Here is a 20627-nt window from a genome sequence, read left to right on the forward strand (position 1 = left end):
CCCGGCGGGACTACCGGATCGAATGACCGCGCGGACCGCCGGGTAGCCGGCCGCCCGCCGACGTGCGGCGTGACGTCACCGCACGGCACGCCGGGCAAAGGCCCGCAACGCGGCGGCGGTGGCCACTGCCGCGACCCCCGACAGGACCAGCAGGCACAGACCGATCGGCAGGTGGGTCACGTGCGGCGCCATCGCCGCGCGGAGCGCCTCCGCGGCGTACGTCATCGGGTTCGCCGCGGTCGCCACCTGGAACCACGGCATCTCGGCCAGCCGCTGCCACGGATAGTGCACACAGCCGGTCCAGATGATCGGGGTGACGAACAGCGAGAAGGTGGCCTGGATGCGCTGCAACGGCAGCACCGTCGCCAGGGTCATGCCCAGGGCCGCGCCGACCCAGCCGGCCAGCAGCACCACCACCAAAGACAGTGGCAGCGCCGACCAGCCGCCAGGTGCGGACCCGACGACCAGCGCGCCGAGCGGGTAGACCACCACCGCCGCGAACAGGCCACGGAGCGTGGCGACCATCAGCTTGCCGACCGCCACCAGCGCCGTCGGTAGCGGCGACAGCAGCCGGTCCTCGATCTCCCGGGTGAAGCCGAACTCCTTGACCAGTGGCACCGCCACGCTCTGCAGCGCGGTGGTGAAGGTGGCGAGGGCGACCGTACCGGGCAGCAGGATGTCGGCGAACCCGGCGCCGACGATGCCCTGCATGGTCAGCACCCGGGTGAAGATGAACAGCATGAACAGCGGGGTCATCAGCACCTGTGCGAGGACGAACCAGATGTCCTTGCCGGCGACGAACAGGTCCCGCCACAGGATCGCGCCGAAGGCCCGCGCCACCGGTGGTCGCGGCGGCGCGGCCGGCACGGTGGTCTCCGACGACGGTACGGGGGTGACCTCGGCCAGGCTCAACGGATCTCCTTACCGGTCAGGCTCAGGAAGATGTCCTCCAGGCCGGGCTTGCCGATGTGCACGTCGGTCAGCTGGGCCGCGCGGCCGGTCAACACCGTCAACGCCGGACCGAGCACGGCGGCGGGGTCGGCGTCGAGGTGCAGCCGCAGCCGGATCTCGCCCCCCGGTCCGTCGGCCGCAGCGGCCGGTGCGGCGGCGAACAGCGCGGCGAACCGTGGATCGTTGCGGGCCGCAGCGAGCTTCGCGGCCTTGCGCGGATCGGCCTTGGCCGCGGCGATCCGGGCCGCGATCCGCGGATCGGCGGCCAGCCCGGCGAGCCCCGGACCGCCGCGACCCGCCGGGGCGGGGACAGCCGCGCCGCCGGTGGTGACCTCCCCGGTACGGACCCCGTCGAGCGCGGTGAGTGCGGCGAGCAGATCAGTCGCACCGTCACCCGGCCCGGGGCGCAGGGCAAGGTCCAGCACCGCCCGACCGGCGACGCCGCGTACCAGGTTGGCCGGGGTGTCCAGGGTGAGCAACCGGCCGTGGTCGACGATCGCCACCCGGTCGGCCAGCTCCGCCACCTCGGTCATCTCGTGGCTGGTCAGCACGACGGTCACCCCACGCTCGCGCAGCTGCCGGATCCGGGTCCGGATCAGCAGCCGGGCCTGCGGCTCCAGCCCGTTGGTCGGCTCGTCGAGGAAGACCACCCGGGGGTCGTGCATCAGCGCCCGGGCGATCATCAGGCGCTGAGCCATCCCGCCGGAGAAGAAGTCGACCCGCGAGTCGGCCTGCTTGTCCAGCCCGAACTCGGTCAGCAGCTGGTCGGCCCGGCGGCGCCGCTCGGCCCGGGGCACCCCGTGGTACGCGGCGTGGCTGAGCAGGTTCTGCCGGGGCGTCAACGCCCGGTCCAGGTTGTTGTACTGCGGCACCACGGCGAACCGGGTCCGGGCCGCCACCGGGTGCCGGACGACGTCGACGCCGTCCACCCGCGCCGTGCCCGAGCTGGCCCGGATCGTAGTGGTGAGCACGCCCACCGTTGTCGATTTGCCAGCACCGTTGGGCCCCAGCAGACCGAAGACCTCACCGGGTCGGACCGCGAACGACAGCGAGTCGATGGCGTTGTGGTCCTGGCCCGGATACCGCTTGACCAGGTCGACGACCTCGACCGCCGGGCCGGAGCCGGACGGGCCGCCCGGTGCCGGGACGGCTGATGCCGCATCGGCGGCCGGATCGTCAACCAACGGGTGGGTGCCGGTACTGGACATCTGCTCTCCTGCTCAGGCGGGTCTGGGATGCGAGGCGAAGAACTGCCAGCTGGTCGCGGTGGCGTCCAGTGCGGTGGAGGGCTGGTCCAGGCCGAGCAGCCGGCCCGCCGCGGTCATCTCGGAGCCGGGCCACTGGTGCCCAGCGCCGTCGATGGTTATCAGGGTGACGCCGCGGCCGGCCGGACAGTCCGCCACCGAGGTGGTGACACTCCTCTCAGTGGCGGTCCGCGCGGCGCCGCACTCGTCGACCTGTCGCCACCGGCCCACCAGATCCGGTACGGCGGGGCCGTCGACCTTGTCCGGCACCCGGCCGTTGCCGGCACCGTCGCGGCGCCCCGGCCCGCCGGTGTACGGGATCGTCTCGTCGCCGGTGCCGTGGATGTGCAGCACGGAGATCGGCTCCGGGGCCGGGCAGTCGCCGAGCATGGTCGTCGCCACCCCGGTCACCGCGGCGAACATCGAACTGTCGCAGGCGATCCGATAGGCGAGCATGCCGCCGTTGGATATGCCAGCGACGTAGTGCCGGTCGGGGTCGAAGGAAAGCCGCTGCCCGAGCGACTCCACCAGGGCGAGGACGAACCCCACGTCGTCGACACCGTCGCGGGCCGCAGCGCCGCAGCACTCCTCGGTCACCGCCCACGCCCGGTTACGGGAGTCCGGATAGACCACCACAAAGCCGTGCTGATCGGCTACGGCGTTCCAGCCGTACCAGGATTCGGCCTGCCGGCCGCTGCCGAGCAGACCGTGCAGCATGACGACGACCGGGGCAGGCGTCGTCTCGGCGACGTCGGCCGGGCGGTACACCCGGTAGGTCCGCTCGTAGCCGTCGACGGTGATCGACCCGGCCGACGAGCCGACCGGCGGGGTGTCGACCGGAGCGACCGCCCCGCCGTCCGTGGCCGGCGGGGCGGTGCTCGATGTCGGCGGTGCCGGGTCCGGCGCCGACGTGCAGCCTGCGACGAGTGTCCCGAGGACCCCCGTGACGACCAGAACCGCCGACCGGCGCCGGAACCGCGACATCGCTCACCTGCTTCTCTTAGTGGTGGTGGTGTTTCGGAGTCAACTTGAGTAACTCCCAGCCGCCCTCGGGGACGTCATCTGTCGGATCTGTCCGCAGATTCATCGGGTTGGCCATACCGAGGTATACCGTGGACCCGTCCACCACCATGCTACGGACGCCGTAATTGAGGTAGTTCCCGAGCCCGGCGTTGTCCACCATCTTGGCCGGCCGGTGCGGCGACTCGAAGACCCAGAGATCGGCGCCGAAGGCCAGCTCCTCCTCCTCATCGTCGTCACCGCCACGGGCGACGTCGGCCGGCGGCACCGGCTCCTCCTGCTGCAGTTCCTTCGCCAGGTAGCTCCAGTCCATCGTGCCGACGTAGAGCCGGCCACCGGCGACGACCATCCTCCAGGTGTAGTTGAGCGTCGGGTTGTCGAACCCGGACGCCCCGTAGAGCGGGGTGTACCCGGTCGACGTGCTGGCCCAGACGCCGGCCACCGGGTCGTAGGCCGGTAGCTCACTGGTGCCGTAGAGCAGGTCGACCCGGTCGCCGTGGCCGCCACCGCCCTGGCCCTGGCCGTGGTGATGACGGTGGCCGAAGCTGCCCCGGAAGATGCCGATGGCACGCTGGGTGTTGCGCACCGAGTCCCGTACCCCCTGCTCGTCGGTCGGCGGGTACGCCGCCAGGTGCACCGTCGTCGCTTTGAAGGGCACGTGCATGGTCCCCCAGTAGAGGTAGCCACCGTAGGACGCGAGCCCTCCCAGCCCGTAGGTACGGGCGACGATCGGATCCGGCTCGTACTCCAGCACGCTCCACACCCGGGTCCACCCGTCGGCGTCGCGGCCGTCCAGGCCCGGCCCGTTGTCAGACAGCTTCGGGCTCATCCAGACCCCGGCGACATTCGGCGGACTCGGATCGTCAGCCGTCGGCATGTCGGCGATGTCCGCAGTGGCTGACGCCGGACCGGCTACGGTGGCCACATCGGCCTCCACACCGACCCAGGTGGTAACGAAGATCCGCCCCTTATGCACGGTCAGGTCCACCGCCTGCGCTGGTAGGTTCGCCACCTCGGTGAAGCTGAACGGGTCCGACTTGCTTCCTGTCCAGCGCAGCACGAGGCCGCGTTCACCGCCATTGGGGCCCACCCCGACGCCGGTGTAGAGCTCGCCGTCGGCGACTAGGAAATGCCGGATGTTGCCGTACTCGGTGAAGTTGCGCGAGCCGAGGAATGCGCCCGTGTCGGCGTCGAACGCAAACAGGTTGAGCGTTGCACCGAGCGCGGGACCGCCAAGCAGCACCACGCCGCGGTGGTTTCCTGCCGCACGGATACCGGCGGTCGTGGTCAACCGGTTCGCGTCGTCCGCTGAGGCGGCACGGACCGCATCGGTACGCTCGATCATCTGTCGGCTCTTCGTGTCATACGTGTAGAGCCGGGGAGTACGGTGGTCACCGAGGGTCGGCGGCAACTGCGGGTTGCGGCGGGCAATCTCGCTCTGACCGTACTCGCAAACCCAGTCGTCGTTGCGTGTCGGCTCCGTGTTGCGCAGGTTGTTGCCGCTGGTCATACAGTTGATGTTGGCCCCAGTGCCGAACCACAGCCGGTGCTTGTAGCGGGTCAGCCCCCAGACGTACGACTGGTTGACCTTGGGCTGGCCGGCCTCGCACGGCGGCCCGGCCGGGTAGTCGACACCGATGTCGACGAAACACTCGTCCGCCGGTGCCTTGGCCAACAGCGTGCTCTGGTAGCGGGTCCCGCCGTGGTGTCCACCGTGCCTGCCGTCGGTGGTGGCTGCCGACTCGGCACCGGCCACCGGTGCGGCGGCGGCCGGGCCGGCGGCGGCCGGGCCGGCGGCCAGAAGCAGCCCGGCGAGCACGGCGGCGGCGACCGACCGGCTCGCGGATGGGCGCAACCTACGCATCAAACACTCTCTCCCTCTACTGTGGTTGACTGGTGCGGATTGGCTCCGGGTCACACGGCGGCGGTCTGCCGTACCGAGCCACCCTTGCCCACCCGGCCGGCGACCTGTCGGGCCCAACCGGACGGGTCGTCGAACTCCAGGAACTCACCGAGCCGGGCCAGTTGCGGCTCCGGGTCGGCAACCAGGTCCTCGTAGGTCATGGTGAGCAGGTGCGCCGGCGGATTGTCGGCGAGCGCCTGCTCGGCCTGCGCCGCCATGAACGCGCAGAGCCCGAGGTAGCGGGTGCTGTCTTCGCCCCGCTCGCGAAGCAGGTCGGCGGTGATCCGGCCGGGTAGCAGGTGCTCGAGCTCGGCCGGCACCCGCTGGTCTGGGCCCATCTGGAAGGGGTCCACGCCGCACCGGGAGACGAACTCCAGGCGCAGCTGGATGAGCTGGAACGACGAGTGCCGGCTCATTGACCGGGCGGTGTCCGCCCAGTTGCGGGTCAGGTAGACGATCCGGGTGTCCGCGAACGACCGCAGCAGGTACGGGGCGATCTGGCTGGACCCGCCTGACCGCTCCACCCAACGCCGCCGGCCGGTCAACCGGGTGAGCAGGTCCAGGAACATCCGGTGATGGTCACCGAACGACTGCTCCGGGAAGTTCGGCACCTGGCCGGCGAGCTGGTCGAACAGACCGTCCGGGTCGTCGGTGAGCTTCGGCAGGGTGATCGCCAGCAGTTGCGGCAGCTCGGTCAGGTTACCGGCCCATCTGCCGTCTGCCGGGTAACGCACCTCCTTCGGCGGCAGGCCGATGGCGAACAGCGTGGTCAGCTCCGGCTTCGGGCTGCTCAGCACCTGCCAGTACGCCGCCCCGGTGATCGGCTCGCCGGCCTTCGCCCACGACGGGGTGGCCATGAAGAACTCCTGGACGGACAGGGTCGCCGGCTCCTCGACGATCAGGTCGGACAGCAGGGTGGAACCACACCGCCCGCTGCTGATGATGATCGCCCGTCCGGGCGCCTCGAACTGCATCGAAACCTCCTGGTGAAAACGACGACGTCAGCCGCGCAGGGCGGGCCGACCGGTGTCGGCGATTTGCCGGGCAAGCCAGGGCAACACCTGGCGCCGGACCTGGTCGCGGGCGGTGACCAGCACCGCGTGCCGGTGCCCGGGAACCACCACCAGCTCGGTCTGTGGCAGCAGTTCGACCAGCGCCGGCGCCAGATCGGCGGCGGACGAGTCGCCACCGAAGACGCCGAGCACCGGGCAGGTGATCGCCCGTACCGCAGCCGGGTCGGCGGGTGTGCTGGCCGGCAGGTCCCGGCCGGCGGTGGTGGTGGCGACGAGCCGGCGGACCGCCGCGGTGTAGCGGGCGCCACGCTCACCCCCACGGGTCGCCAACAGCGAGTCACCGTCGCCGTCGGGCTGCGCGGCCCGGACCAGTTGCCGGCCCACCCGGGCGAGCCACTGGGCGGTGGCCGGGGCCGACTCCACCGCGACCAGCGAGGCGACCCGGTCCGGATGCCGGGCCGCGTACCCGAAGGCGATGGAACCGCCCAGCGAGTTGCCCAGCAGATGCACCGGTGTGTCGACCCCGAGCCGCTCCAGCAGCGCGGCCAGATCGTCGACCAGGTCGTCCAACCGGTAGCCGGCCGGCGGCCGCTCGGTCCGTCCGTGGCCCCGCAGGTCGTACATGATCACCCGGAATCCGGCGTCGGCCAGTGGATGTGCCAGGCTGAGATACCAGCTGGCCAGGCTGTCCGGCCCGATACCGTGGATCAGGACCGCGACCGGTCGGCCGGCCGTAGCTTCGGCGGCCGGACCGGCCGCCGCTGCGGCTACTCCCCCGGCGGCGGCGTCGGCGGCCACCGGTGGGAGTTCCTGGACATGCGTCACCAGGCCGTTGACCTGGAGCATCGTCACTGGCCGGCCACCTGCGCCACGCTGGCCGGCGGGCTGTCCAGCGCGGCGGCGATGTGCTCCACCAGTTCGCCGACCCGCAGCGCGCGCAGCGAGTCCACGTCGAGCCCCGCAACGAACTGGGCGAAGTTGACCGAGTCGCCGTACCGGGCCTGCAGCCGCCCGGCGAGCGAGATGACGTCGATGCTCTCCATCTCCAGGTCATCCCGGAAGCTGGTGTCCATCGTGATTTCCTCGTCCGGATCGATGCCGGGCAGCACCGCGCGCAGCATCTGCGAGATCTCCGTCAGGATGGTGTCGTGGTCGGCGGGCATGATGCGGGTCTCCTTGTCAGGACGTCGATCGGCTTTCTCGGTGGGTCGATCGGGCCGCTTTCGGGGCCTACCGGGTAGGTTCCGGGCCCCAGGTCCAGCCAACGACATAGCGTCGCTGCGGCAGGTCGGGCGGGTTCTCCAGGCTGCGGCAGGTGACCCGGTAGGACCTGCCGGACGGAGCCACGACCAGCAGGGTGCCGGCGTCGACGGTGACCACCCGTAGCCGGCGGGGCGCTCCATCCAGCCCGGTCCCCTCCGCTTTGCCGGCAGCCTCCTTGGCCGTCCAGAAACAGGCGAACCAGAACCACCGGTCGCTGCCGGCGCTGACCTGGTCGAGCAACGCGACCTCCGCACCGGACAGGGCGTAGTCGACCGTGCTGTCCGGCCGGTCGGTGACCTCGACGATGTCGATACCGACGCCGGGGCCGTCCGGCGTCGACCGGGCGGGGCCGGCGATCGCCACGGCGGCTTCGGCGCAGTGTGCCAGGGACAGGTCGCATTCCCGCAGGTCCCGGCCGGGACGCAGGTCGGCACGCGGCCGGCCGTTCGGGTCGTTGGCGATGGTCAACTCGATCGGGTACACGTCGGTGTGCCCGGCGTCCCACTGTCGGAACCGCACCGCATCCTTCGCCGCGATCCGGCCGAGCAGCCACTGTTTGCGGATCTTCCCTGGCTGCCGCTCGTAGTCGGCGGACGCGGCGGTACCGAGGATGCCCCGTGCGGCCATCGACTGGGTGACCAGATCGGTCCAGCAGTCGAACACTGCGGTCCACCCTTCCGGCTGGCGGACCGACATCGGGTGACGTTCCGGGAATCGTTCCGCCGGACGTGCCTGTGGGTGGCTGTCGAACCGACGGTCGACCGCGCCGTCGATCTGCGCCCAGACCCGGCCGCCGACGGACAGCTGGGTGTCCGCGACCAGTTGAGCGTCGTCGATCGATCGGACCCGGGCGACGCACTCGAAAGCCGTGCCGGGCTCGGGCGGCGGGCCGAAGAACCGGACGTGGCCGAGACCGACCGGCAGCGCCACGGTGCGCATCGCCTGGGTGGTGATGAGCCAGTTCCCGATCAGCTGCAGGGCATTGTCCAGCAGGGCACCCGGCGGGACGGGCGCGGTGACCACGCCGCGTACGTGCATCTCGCCGAGGGCGTGCACCGTGGTCACCCCGTGGAACTGGGGACCGTGGAACATCAGCCGCTCCGCGTACATCTCCTCGGCGCTGATCCGGGGAGCGGTCTCGGTGGCCGGGTCATGGGTCCACGGTTCGCTCACCGGGGCCGGATAGTCGGCGGCCACGTCGACCGTCGCCCGGGCGAAGCTGCCGAAGTTCACCGCGTACGAGTCCGGGCCGGCCGACCGTACGACGATCTCGACGTCCTGCGCCGGTGCCGCGATAGTCCACCGGTTGAACCGGGCATCGCGCACACCGATCACCCGCAGACCGGGGACGGCCTGTGCAACGGCGTCCATCATGTGGTGTACGACGGTCGTCGCCGGCACCACCGGCCACCGGTCCTCCGGGTTCGGCCAGTCCTCCGGCTGCACGAAGAAGCAGTGGTCGAGCAGGTACGGCATGGTCTGCACGGAGACCCGCAGGGTGGTCCGGGCGATCTCGGTACGGGGCGGCGGGGCGGCCGTCGGCACCGGCGCCGACCTGGTCGGCCCGGCTGCGGCCGGTGCGGTGACCGGCCGGGCGTCCGCCGGCGGTGCGGTGACCGGCCGGGCCGGCGTGGCTGGAGACACCGGAGCCGTTGCCACCGGGGCCGGGCCGGCGGGTCGGGTGGCCGCATCCAGCACGGTCACCGCGCCGTCCGCGGTGTCCCGCAACAGCGCGGCGAGCTCGGCGGCGGCCTTGGACCGGCCGGCGAGCCGGTGCAACGCGGTGAGCGAACCGGCCGGCTGCTCGGTTTCTGCCGACGGCTCAGTTTCTGCCGGCGATTCGGCGTGCGCCGGTCGCCGGGGTGAAGCAGGTGGACGGGGTTCAACAGGCGGCGCGGGTACCTCCTGTGCGGCGGTGGCGGTGGCCGACGGTTGGGCCTCGACGACCGGCGGACCGGACGGCCGGTGCGACGGCAGATCGGCCAGGCCGAGCAGGGTGTCGGCACCCGGCCCCAGGCGCACCAACGGGCCACCCAGGTCCAGCTGGATCTTCGGCCCCCGGCGCGGTGGTGCCGCCGGGACAGCCGGTGCCGGCTCCGCCGGGGCGGCGACCGCAGCAGGTGGCCGCAGCGCCCGCAGGTCCGGTGCCGCGCCCTCCACCCACAGCGCGGTGGCCACCCGGCGCAACTGATCGAGACCGGTACGGTGACCCACGTTGACCGGCATCGCGAGATGATCCCGCCCGCGCAGATTGTCGCCGACCAACGACGCCAACTGTCCCGCTCCGACCTGTAGGAAGACCCGGAACCCGGCGTCGTACATCGCGGCGGTCAACTGCCGGAACCAGACCGGCTCCATCATGTGCCGGACGAAGATCTGGTTGACCTGCTGCTCATCGGCGGGGAACGGTGCCGCCAAGGTCGCCGACCAGACCGGCACCGTGGTCGGATGCACCCGCCAGGACTGCAGGGCGACGCCGATCGACCGCAGCCCGTCGGCGAACGCCGGAGTGTGGAAGGCCGACCGGAACGGCAGCTTCTGGCACAGCACGTTGCGCCGGCGCAGCTCGTCGATCAGTCGGTCGACCTGCTCCTCCGGGCCGTTGACCACCGACTGCGCGGGCGCGTTGTCGTGGGACAGGACCACTCCCGGATAGCCGCCGAGCACCGGCGTCACCTGGTCGGCACCGGCACCGACGGCGGCGAAGACATAGCCGGACACCGCCACCGAGTCGGCGTCGAACAGCTTGAGGAAACCATCCATGTCGGTGGTGCTGACCTGCCCGCTCACCGCCGCGGCGGACCACTCACCGATGCTGTGCCCGGCGACCGCGTCCGGCCGGATGCCGATCCGGCCGAGCACCTCGTCGAGGAACTTTCCCACTTCGATCAGGCCGGCACCGTGCCGGCCCAGATCGGCGGCGGACCACTCCCGGTCCACCAGCCCGAAGTGCGCGGCCAGATCCTTGGTACGCGGCGTGAACTCGGCCTCCAGCCCGGGAAAGACGAACGCCAGCTTCCCGCCGGCGGTCAGCAGCGGGGCCGTGGTGAACCAGATGTCCCGGGCACCCCGCCAGGGCTCCCCCCGACTCACCGCGCGGCGGGCGGTGGCCAGCCGCTTGTCGGTCGGATCCACCACCCCGATCCGGCACGGCGGCGCGGCGTGCGCATGCGGGCCGTCGGCGAACGCGGTGCCCTCGCGCCGTACCAAGGAATCGTCGCGGTCCAGCAGCACGGCGAGACCGGCCGGGTCGTCGGCGGCCAGCCACAGCACCTGGTCCGGTTCCTCGACCTCGACGCGGCCCGGGCGGACCGGCTGCCCGGCCGCGCCGTTCGGCACGGCAGCCCAGGCGGACGGAGCGGAGGGTGGCTGTTCGATGATCAGGTGGGCGTTGATCCCACCGAAGCCGAACGCGTTGACCCCGGCCCGGCGAGGTCCGTCGCTCTCCCACGGCTGGGCGGCGGCGATCGGCGCGAACCGGGTCGCGGCCATCTCCTCGCGGGGCTGCCCGCAATGCAGGGTGGGTGGCAGAACGCCCCGGTGCACGGCGAGGGTCGCCTTGATCATGCCGGCGATCCCGGCCGCCGGCATGGTGTGCCCGATCATCGACTTGACCGAGCCGATCACCGGCCGTGGGCCGCCCTGGTAACCGCCGAACACCTCGGCGACAGTGACCAGTTCGGCGGCGTCCCCGGTCGGCGTGCCGGTGCCGTGCGCCTCCAGCAGGCCGAGCGCATCCGGCGCGGTCGGATCCAGGCCGGCGGACTGCCAGGCCCGCCGGATGGCCAGCGACTGTCCGCTGCTCGCCGGGTTGAACATGCTCGCCGAGCGGCCGTCGCTGGACACGCCGCTGCCGCGGATCACCGCGTACACCCGGTCACCGGCGTCCAGCGCGTCGGCCAGGCGCTTCAACACCACGATCCCGGTGCCTTCGCCGATCAGCAGACCGTCCGCCGACGAGTCGAACGGACGGATCTCACCCTGCCGGGACAGCGCCCGGAGCTGGCTGAACACCGACCAGAAGCTGATGTCGTGCACATGGTGCACACCGCCGGCGAGCACCGCGTCCAACCGGCCGGCCCGCAGTTCGGTCATGCCCTGGTCGACCGCGATCAGCGACGAGGCACACGCGGCGTCGATGGTGTACGACGGACCCCGCAGGTTCAACCGGTTCGCCACCCGGGAGGCGGCGAGGTTGGGCACCAGTCCGATCGTGCCCTCGGGCTGCTGCGGCCCGAGCCGTTCATCGAACTTGCGCCGGACCCGGTCGAGGCTCTCCGGCGGCAAATCCGGGATCAGCTCCTTGAGAATGCCGATGACCTGGCTGGACATCCGGACCCGCTGGGCGTAGCGGGCCTGGGCCGGACTCAGGATCCCGCCCCGGCCGAGCAGGACGCCGATCCGGTCCCGGTCCGGCAGCCGGTCCTGGCCACCGGCATCGTCGATGGCGGCGGCCGCGACCTGCAGGGTGATCAGCTGGTCCGGTTCGATGTCGCCGATCGAGGTCGGCATGATGCCGAAGCGCAGCGGCTCGAAGCTCGCGTGGTCGTCGACGAACCCACCACGCCGGCAGTACATCCGGTCAGGGCGGTGCGCCTGGTCGGGATCGTAGAACTCCTCGTCCCAGCGGTGCGCCGGCACGTCGGTGATGGCGTCGACGCCGTCGACCAGGTTGCGCCAGTAGGCATCCAGGTCGGGGGCGCCCGGCATCAGCGCCGCCATACCGACGATGGCGATCGTCTGGTGTGGGTCGTTCAGGTCCGACATCTGGTTCACCATCCCGAGGCGGTGTAGACCACGGAGGTGACCGCCGGGTCACCCCAGGCGAGCTCGCGTAGCAGACTCAGCGCGCCCTCCTCGGGATCGATCAGGTCGATGCCCCGGCGGGCGTACTCCCGGCTCAGCTCGGCGCTGACCATCCCGCCGTGCACTGAGCCCGGCGCCCATGGCCCCCAGTGCACGGTCAGGCAACGTACCCCGGTGCCGGCCGCCCATCGGCCACCGATCCGGTCGAGCGCGTCGTTGGCGGCGGCGTAATCGCTCTGACCCCGGTTGCCGTACGCGGCCGCGATGCTGCCGAACAGCACTACGAAGCGTGGCTCGGAGCCGTCGTGTAGCGCGTCGAGCACCGTCACCGCACCTTGCACCTTCGTCTGGAACACCCGGTCGAACGACGCCGGATCCTTCTCGGCGATCAGCTTGTCCTCGATCCGGCCGGCCGCGTAGACCAGACCGTCGATCCGTCCGTGCTCGCCCTGGATCTCCTTGAGCAGTTGCCGGGTGGCGTCGGCGTCGGTGACGTCGAGGCTGTGGTAGCGCACCTGGCTGCCGAGTTCACGCAGCTCGTCCAGGGTCGCGCGGACCTCGCGGGCGGCCAGGATCGCGGTGGCCGTACGGTCGATCTCCGCCGGTGCGCGCATCCCCTGGGCGACCAGCGCGGCCCGCAACGCCGGCTTGTCCGCCGCAGCGGCCAGCGCCGGGGACTCCGCCTCCTGCGGCAGCGGGGTACGGCCGACCAGCTCGATGCGGCACCGGCTGGCGGCGGCCAAGGTACGGGCGAACCACGGAGTGATGCCCCGGGCACCACCGACGAGCACCACCACCGAGTCTTGGTCCAGACCGATCGCCTGGGTCTCGGCGACACCGTCACCGGCCGGTCCGGCACCGCCTGCGGCGAGCGGGCCGAGATCGACCGCAGCCAGGTCGACGGTCTGCCGGCCGGTCGCCGACCAGGTGACGATCGGGGTCTGTCCGCCACTGAGCAGTTCGGTGACCAGGCCGGTGGCAAGCTGGGTGTGGTCGGCGCCCGCCGGTACCTCCAGATAGGTCACCGAGACCTGCGGGTACTCCCGTTGGATGGTCCGGAACAGGCCGGCGAATCCGTCGGTACGCGGACCGGCGGTGCCGGCGGCGACCAGCCACCGCACGCCCGCCGCGAGGGCCTGCTTGATGAACGGGAAGATGCCGGGCAGCAGCGGCCCGCCGCTGTCGTTCAGTCCGTCCAGGATGATCACGCCGTCGTGGCCGGTCACCTGGTCCGACCCACCGGCGTGGATCGATCCGGTGGCGCCTGCCGCGCCGTGCTGGGCGAGCTGCTCGGCCAGCGGTGCCAGGGCCGGCGACCCGCCGGTGATCAGGAACCGGGTGCCGGCGAGCGTCTCCGGCGCGACGACCGCACCGGTGGCGGGAACCGGCCGGGCAACGAGTCGACGTGGGGCCGTACCGCTGTCCGGGCCGGATCCGGCCGGCTGCGCCGGAGATGCCGCCGGTGCCGCATCGGGTGCCTGATCGGCCGCCATCTTCTCGGCCAACCACGCCACCATCGTGCGCACCGTCCGAGCCCGAACCAGCTCCTCCAACTCCGACTCGTCACCATCCACCGACAACCGCAACCGGGTCGCAACCTCACCAGCAACCTCAGCCCGCTTGATCGAATCGATACTCAGATCCGCCTCAAGATCCAAATCCAACTCGATCAAATCCACCGGATACCCGGTCCGCTCACTCAACACCTCCAAGATCGCCTCCTGGAACTGCACCACCCCCACCGACGCGGCCGCCGGGGATGACGTGGGGGCGGCAGGTGCCGAGACGGCCGGCGCGGTGGCCGTGGTCGGGACGGCCGCCGGGGGTACGGCCGGCGCTGCCGCCGGTGCCGCATCGGGTGCCTGATCGGCCGCCATCTTCTCGGCCAACCACGCCACCATCGTGCGCACCGTCCGAGCCCGAACCAGCTCCTCCAACTCCGACTCGTCACCATCCACCGACAACCGCAACCGGGTCGCAACCTCACCAGCAACCTCAGCCCGCTTGATCGAATCGATACTCAGATCCGCCTCAAGATCCAAATCCAACTCGATCAAATCCACCGGATACCCGGTCCGCTCACTCAACACCTCCAAGATCGCCTCCTGGAACTGCACCACCCCCACCGACGCGGCCGCCGGGGATGACGTGGGGGCGGCAGGCGTCGCGACTGCGGGCGCGGACGCTGCAGTCGCCGTGACGGCAGGCACAGGGCTCGGTGCGGCCACCGACTCGGCCGGTTCGACAGTCGCTGGTGCGGCCGCCATCTTCTCGGCCAACCACGCCACCATCGTGCGCACCGTCCGAGCCCGAACCAGCTCCTCCAACTCCGACTCGTCACCATCCACCGACAACCGCAACCGGGTCGCAACCTCACCAGCAACCTCAGCCCGCTTGATCGAATCGATACTCAGATCCGCCTCAAGATCCAAATCCAACTCGATCAAATCCACCGGATACCCGGTCCGCTCACTCAACACCTCCAAGATCGCCTCCTGGAACTGCACCACCCCCACCGACGCGGCCGCCGGCCGTACCGCGACTGTCGCGGTCACCGCCGCTGTCGTCGACACGGGATCCGTGAGGGCCGCCACTGACGTGGCGGCGACAGCCGGTGCGGCGGTCTTGTGGACCGTCGTGGCCGCCGGCACGTCCTCGCGCACCGCCGGAGCAGCCTGGGCGGCAGGGGCCGCCTGGGCGGCAGGGGCCGCCTGGGCGGCAGGGGCCGCCTGGGCGGCAGGGGCCGCCGGAGCAGCCTGGGCGGCAGGGGCCGCCGGAGGCGTCGGGTCGACAGGCGAGGCCGGGATGGCCGGCAGATCCGTCACCCGGGGTGCGCTGGTCGGCGCGACCACCTCGGGGTAGCCGCTCGGCGCGGCAATCGCCGGCTGAGCCACCACCGACGGATACGCCGCAGGCCCGACCCACCCGTTGCCCGCCGGCGGCTGCTCCCCGAAGTACGCCAACATCACGTCCCGCTGGGAGGCGATCAGTTCCCGACTCGTCCGCAGAAACTCGCTGATCAGTTCGTCGCGCCCGTCCCGGTAGCCGGCTGCGGGGACTGGCCGGACCCCGGCATCGGCAGCTGGAAGGTGGCTGACCCCGTTGCCGTGGACATGGCTATGCCCGTTGCCGGACATATGCGCCACGCCGTTGCCATGGCCGTTGCTCGGACCGTGCCCGTTGCTCGGACCGTGCCCGTTGCTCGGACCGTGCCCGTTGCCGGGCACATGTGCCACGCCGTTGCCATGGCCGTTGCCGGGACCATGGCCGTTGCCGGACACGTTGCCGAGACCACGACCGTTTCCGGCCTCGGTGGATGCACTCATCGACAGCTCCTTGATTTGTCGGGGAGGCGTCATGCCGCCGGGCAGCGGCCGGCCATGCTGGTCGCGTACCAGCTGCCCGTCGACCGTCCAGACCGGACGCGACGACGGCGGGGCGGGCGCGATCTCGGCGACCCGCCGGCCGCGGTAGAGCCAGTCGGTCTGCACCGGGACCCCGGCGCAGGCCAGTTCGGCGACGGCGGAGAGAAAGCCACGTAGTCCGTCCGCCCGCCGACCATCGCAGGCGACCGCCACATGTGGGCGCTCACCCAGGACGGCGTCAACCAGCCGGGTGAGTACCTGGCCGGGACCGGCTTCGACGAAGACGCGGGCTCCGGCGGCGTACATCGCTTCGATCTGGTCGACGAACCGCACCGGGGCGCCGATCTGCGCGGCAAGTTCGTCGCGGATCTGGTCTGCACCACCCGGGTAGGGCTGGGCGGTGCGGTTGGACCAGACGGGGAGGCTGGGGGCGGCCACCGGATGGCCGTCGAGGGTGGATCTGAAGGCGGTGACACCGTCGGCGACCACCGGGCTGTGAAACGCACAGGCCACCGGGATCGGCCGGGCGGACAGCCCCTTCTCCTTGAGTACGGACACCGCGCGGCGCACCGCCGGGGTCGGGCCGGAGATCACCACCTGCCGCGGGCCGTTGTGGTTGGCGAGCACCACCTCACCGGCCAGCCCGGCGCCGGACAGCACCTCACCGATCTGCTCGGCGGTGGCCGCCACTGCGGCCATCGTGCCGGGATCGTTGCCGGCAGCCGCCAGGATCGCGTCGGCGCGCTGGCGGCTCAGCTCGAGCAGTGTCCGGTCCTCGAATGCGCCGGCGACGCACAGCGCCACCAGCTCGCCGTAGCTGTGCCCGCCGGCCAGGTCCGGCCGGATGTTCAGCCGACCGAGCAGGTGGTGCACGGCGAGCCCACCGATGCCGAGCACCGGCTGGGCGATCCGGGTGTCCCGGACCCGGTCCTGGTGACCCCGGTCGTACTCGGGGTCGAACGCGGCCGGCGGGAAGAGCGGTTCGACGTAGTCACGGCCGATGCCCAGGAACCGCCGCAGCTCGGGGAAGCTTACGAACAGGTCGGCCAACGCGCCCGGGCGTTGGCTGCCCTGGCCAGGGAAGAGGAAGGCGACCTTGCTGTCCGCGCCCGGTGGCTCAGCCGGCTGGAACAGCCCACGCGCCGGATCGTGCTCACCGGCGATCGCCCGGCGCAGCAGTCCGGCCAGGTCGTCAAGGTCACTGGCGACGATGGCGACCTGCACCGGGCCGGACCGGTTTTCAGCTTGGCGGGACTGGGCGGCGGCGAGGTCGCGCAACCGCCAGCGCCGGCCCAGCGCGTCGCGGGTGTCGATGGTGTCCAGTAGCGCCCGCATCGCCTGGTGCGTGCCGGCCCGGTCGCCGGCCCGGAAGCAGAACAGCTCGGCCGGCCATTCGTCGCGGGCGTGTCGCGGTTCGGGTGCGTCGGCGTAGGCGCTGAGCACCGCGTGGAAGTTGGTGCCGCCGAACCCAAAGGCGCTGACCCCGGCGACGCGTTCGCTGGCCGGTGCCGCCCACGGCCGCGCTGAGGTCTCGAAGGCGAACGGGCTCCGATCGGGGTGCCAGGCCGGGTTGGGCCGGGTCACGTGCAGGGTGGGCGGCCGGACCCCGGTGTACAGCGCGAGCGTGGCCTTGATCAGACCGGCCAGACCGGCCACGCACTTGGTGTGCCCGATCTGCGACTTGACCGACCCGAGGGTGCAGCTGCCGGGTGTGGCACCCGCCTCGCTGAACACCGTGGTCAGCGTCTCCAGCTCGGTACGGTCGCCGACCACCGTGCCCGTGCCGTGTGCTTCGATCAGGCCGACCTGCGCCGGCGACACCCCGGCCTGCCGGTACGCGCGGTCCAGGGCACGCCGCTGGCCGGCCGCCCGGGGCGCGGTCAGGCCCAGCGCCCGTCCGTCGCTGGACCCGCCGAGTCCTTTGATCACCGCGTAGACGCGGTCACCGTCGCGCTGCGCGTCGGACAGTCGCTTGAGCACGACGGCGGCGACGCCCTCGCCGAGCGCGATCCCGTCACCGGCGCTGTCGAACGAACGGCACCGCCCGGTCGGGGACAGCGCGTGCGCCGAGGTGAACATGAGGTAGTCGTTGATGCCGTTGTGCAGGTCGGCACCACCGCAGATCATCAGGTCGCTACCGCGGCTGGCGAGTTCCTTGCAGGCGGCGTCCATGGCGGCCAGCGACGAGGCGCAGGCCGCGTCGACGGTGTAGTTGGGGCCGCCCAGGTCGAGCCGGTTGGCGACCCGACCGGCGATGACGTTGGCCAGGATGCCGGGAAACGAGTCCTCGGTGACGGTCGGCAGCTGCTCGTCCAGCTCACCGGGAACCTCCGGCAGGTAGGCCGGCAGCATGGTCCGCAGCGTCTGCGCGTGCCCCATGTCGCTGCCGGCCTCGGCTCCGAAGATCACTCCGGTACGGGAGTGGTCCACCCCGTCGCTGCCGGGGGTGTAGCCGGCGTCGACGAGGGCCCGCTGGGAGACCTCCAGGGCCAGTAGCTGGGTGGGGTCGATGCTGGCCAGGGCGGACGGCGGAATCCCGTACCCGATGGCGTCGAACGGGACCTCGGCGAGGAAGCCACCCCACTTCGAGACGCTGTACCGGCCGGTCTGACCGGGTCCGACCTCGGACGCGTAGTAGATGTCCGGGTTCCACCGGTGCGGTGGCACCTCGGTGACAGCGTCGGCGCCGTCCAGCACGGTACGCCAGAACGCGGCGAGGTCCGGCGAGTTCGGCAGCATGCACGCCATGCCGACGATGGCGATGTCCAGCGGCTCCGCCGGCGCCTCCGGCTCGGCCGGGGTCCAGTCGGCCCGCAGCCGCTGGGACCGGGCGGCGTGGAAGGCGACCGCCTGGTCGGTGACCGTACCGTGCAGCGCCGCGACCGTGGTCTCCTGCTCCCGCAGCACCGCGACCTGGCCGGCCATGAACATGCCCTCGCTGAGCTGGGCCGCCTCGTCGACGTCCACCAGCGCGTCGCCGTCGCGCCGCTTACCCTTGCTGGCGATCCGCAGCCGGCCCACGTTGAGCAGCTCGAGGTGCTCCCACACCTGGCGGTTCTCCAGGCCGGCCGACTCGAGTTCGGCTCGCAGCGCGTGGAAGTCGTCGACGAAGTCGCTCTGCAGGCACCGGGTCACGTGTCCCGGTGCGGTCTCCAGCAACGCGGTCCGGGTCGCTTCCCGGGCCATCCGGGCGAAGGTTGGTTGGATCGCGCCGTGCGCGACGGCCTCCGCGGTGAACAGGTAGGCGGTGCCCATCAGCACCCCTACCCGGACGCCTCGCCGGGTCAGCGGGGCGGCCATCGCGGCGATCATGGCCGCCGACCGGTCATCGTGGATGCCGCCGGCGAAGAAGATCTGGATCTCGGCCGCCTCTTCCGGTGTCGCACCGGCGAGGTGCTCGGCGAGTACGGCGAGCTGCGCCTCCCACAGTGGAAAACTGGCCCGCGGGCCGATGTGGCCGCCGCACTCGGCGCCTTCGAAGATGAACCGGCGGGCACCGGAGCGCAGGAACTGGCGCAGCAGCCCAGGTGACGGCACGTGCAGGAAGGTCCGGATCCCTTCCCGTTCCAGTTCCTTGGCCTGTGGTGGGCGGCCCCCGGCGATGATGGCGAAGTCCGGGCGGATCCGCCGGATCACGTCGAGCTGGGCGGCGCGGATCTCCTCGGGCGCGAAGCCGAGCACACCGACGCCCCAGGGACGTCCGCCGATGCGGGCGGCGGTGTCGGTGAGCATCTCCTCGGTGCGTTCGGCGGTGGCCAGTGCCAGCGCGATGAACGGCAGCGCCCCGTCGGCGGCGACTGCCGCGGCGAAGCCGGCCTCGTCGCTGACCCTGGTCATCGGGCCCTGCGCGACCGGCACCCGCAGGCCGAGGTCCTGGGCCAACGGACCGCCGGGGCGCAGTACCTCGGCCGCAGCGCCGTCGGTCGTCGCGTCGACGATCGACTCGCGGATGCCACGGACCGCGGCTGCGGCGTCGGACCAGCGGCCGGCGAACTCGGCTGCCAGCCAGCCGTCCTGGCCGACCGGCAGCAGGTCGGCGCGGGCCGGGACACCGGCCGCGCCCGGCCGGCGCGGAGCCCGTGGGATCCCCCGGTATCCGTCGACCAGGACGCTCTCCGAGCCGTCCATCCGCCGGATCGCGGTCAGTACGTCGGCCGGCAGGTCCGACTCGGGCATCAAGGCCAGTTGGTTGTCCAGCACCACACCGGCGGCCCCGCCCAGGACGCAGGCTGCGGCCGTGTACGGCCCGATCCCGCCCAGCGCCCAGACCGGCACGCCCAGGTCGGCGGCGGTGAGTTGCTGGACGAGAACGAAGGTGCTCAGCTCGCCGACCTCGCCACCGGACTCCATGCCACGGGCGATCAGCCCGTGCACACCCGCCGCCGCTGCGGTCCGGGCCGCGGCGAGGCTGGTCACCTCGGCGAGTACGCGGTAGCGGGTCACCAGTTCGGACAGGTCCCACGGCAGCTCGCCGGTTACGACCACCAGCTCCACCCGGCCGGGGGCGAGCCGTTCGAGGTCGTCCACCGAGGCCGGACAGCTCGCCGGTACGCGGACCGCGATCGGCCCGTCCGACCAGGCGGCCAACTGCTCCACGGCGCGCAGGACCTGTGGCCGGGTTCCGGCCAGGTCGAGCACGCCGGTGCCGCCGCCCCGGCGAACCGCGCTGGCGATGCGTGGGCTCGGCTCGATCTCGCCGCAGGGGGTGTAGGCGATCACCAGGTCACGCATGTCGACTGCAGTACTCATCAGACTCCCGCTTCGTGAGCAGTGGTCCCGGATTCGATGCTGACCGCCGGAGGATCCACCGTTGCGGCAGCTCAGAGCGAATATTCTGCATCAATCGATGTCACTCTGCGGAGAAACTTAGCGGCAACCAGTTACGACCGTGTGAACTCTGCCGACCAATAACGCCAACCTGGTACGGGCAAAACCAGGTCAGCTGACCGGCTTCCGACGGCAACCGGCAACATTGCCAGATCCGCCGGAAACCATCTGGTGACTCAGGTCACATCGGACGGACAGGTGGTGGATCCGTACGCTTGGATCCGAACTCCCCGAC

General features: G+C 71.6%; 9 protein-coding genes. All 9 read right to left on the reverse strand.

From position 1 onward, the window contains the following. Positions 1-75: 75 nt before the first annotated feature. Positions 76-912, reverse strand: coding sequence for an ABC transporter permease (locus O7621_RS22715; RefSeq protein WP_282231135.1), 837 nt, complete (start codon positions 910-912; stop codon positions 76-78). Continuing rightward, the gene (locus O7621_RS22720) at positions 909-2159 is read right to left on the reverse strand and encodes an ABC transporter ATP-binding protein (protein ID WP_282231136.1); all 1251 of its coding nucleotides are present in this window, start codon (positions 2157-2159) and stop codon (positions 909-911) included. The genes O7621_RS22715 and O7621_RS22720 overlap by 4 nt, the downstream gene beginning before the upstream one ends. Positions 2160-2171: 12 nt before the next feature. Then, complete coding sequence (locus O7621_RS22725; protein ID WP_282231137.1) at positions 2172-3179, reverse strand: alpha/beta fold hydrolase; 1008 nt, start codon at positions 3177-3179, stop codon at positions 2172-2174. 16 nt (positions 3180-3195) lie between these two features. Then, a complete protein-coding gene (locus O7621_RS22730; protein ID WP_282231138.1) occupies positions 3196-5079 on the reverse strand; it encodes a hypothetical protein in 1884 nt (627 codons plus the stop codon). A gap of 50 nt (positions 5080-5129) precedes the next feature. After that, positions 5130-6092 (reverse strand): sulfotransferase domain-containing protein, encoded by a 963-nt coding sequence (locus O7621_RS22735; protein WP_282231139.1) that lies wholly within the window; start codon positions 6090-6092, stop codon positions 5130-5132. 27 nt (positions 6093-6119) lie between these two features. Next, a complete protein-coding gene (locus O7621_RS22740) occupies positions 6120-6977 on the reverse strand; it encodes an alpha/beta hydrolase (protein ID WP_282234691.1) in 858 nt (285 codons plus the stop codon). 2 nt (positions 6978-6979) lie between these two features. Beyond that, positions 6980-7294, reverse strand: coding sequence for an acyl carrier protein (locus tag O7621_RS22745; RefSeq protein WP_282231140.1), 315 nt, complete (start codon positions 7292-7294; stop codon positions 6980-6982). A 67-nt stretch (positions 7295-7361) separates the two neighbouring features. Continuing rightward, a complete protein-coding gene (locus tag O7621_RS22750; RefSeq protein WP_282231141.1) occupies positions 7362-12161 on the reverse strand; it encodes a type I polyketide synthase in 4800 nt (1599 codons plus the stop codon). Positions 12162-12166: 5 nt separating this feature from the next. Then, positions 12167-20314: a type I polyketide synthase gene (locus O7621_RS22755; RefSeq protein ID WP_282231142.1), complete on the reverse strand. Its 8148-nt coding sequence runs from the start codon at positions 20312-20314 to the stop codon at positions 12167-12169. Positions 20315-20627: the final 313 nt, after the last annotated feature.

This window comes from Solwaraspora sp. WMMD937 (assembly GCF_029581175.1).
GTDB lineage: Bacteria > Actinomycetota > Actinomycetes > Mycobacteriales > Micromonosporaceae > Micromonospora_E.

Coding starts and splice junctions, on each gene's coding strand:
- O7621_RS22720 (WP_282231136.1), bottom strand. CDS start 2,159: ATGTCCAGTACCGGCACCCACCCGTTGGTTGACGATCCGGCCGCCGAT.
- O7621_RS22725 (WP_282231137.1), bottom strand. CDS start 3,179: ATGTCGCGGTTCCGGCGCCGGTCGGCGGTTCTGGTCGTCACGGGGGTC.
- O7621_RS22730 (WP_282231138.1), bottom strand. CDS start 5,079: ATGCGTAGGTTGCGCCCATCCGCGAGCCGGTCGGTCGCCGCCGCCGTG.
- O7621_RS22735 (WP_282231139.1), bottom strand. CDS start 6,092: ATGCAGTTCGAGGCGCCCGGACGGGCGATCATCATCAGCAGCGGGCGG.
- O7621_RS22740 (WP_282234691.1), bottom strand. CDS start 6,977: ATGCTCCAGGTCAACGGCCTGGTGACGCATGTCCAGGAACTCCCACCG.
- O7621_RS22745 (WP_282231140.1), bottom strand. CDS start 7,294: ATGCCCGCCGACCACGACACCATCCTGACGGAGATCTCGCAGATGCTG.
- O7621_RS22750 (WP_282231141.1), bottom strand. CDS start 12,161: ATGTCGGACCTGAACGACCCACACCAGACGATCGCCATCGTCGGTATG.
- O7621_RS22755 (WP_282231142.1), bottom strand. CDS start 20,314: ATGAGTACTGCAGTCGACATGCGTGACCTGGTGATCGCCTACACCCCC.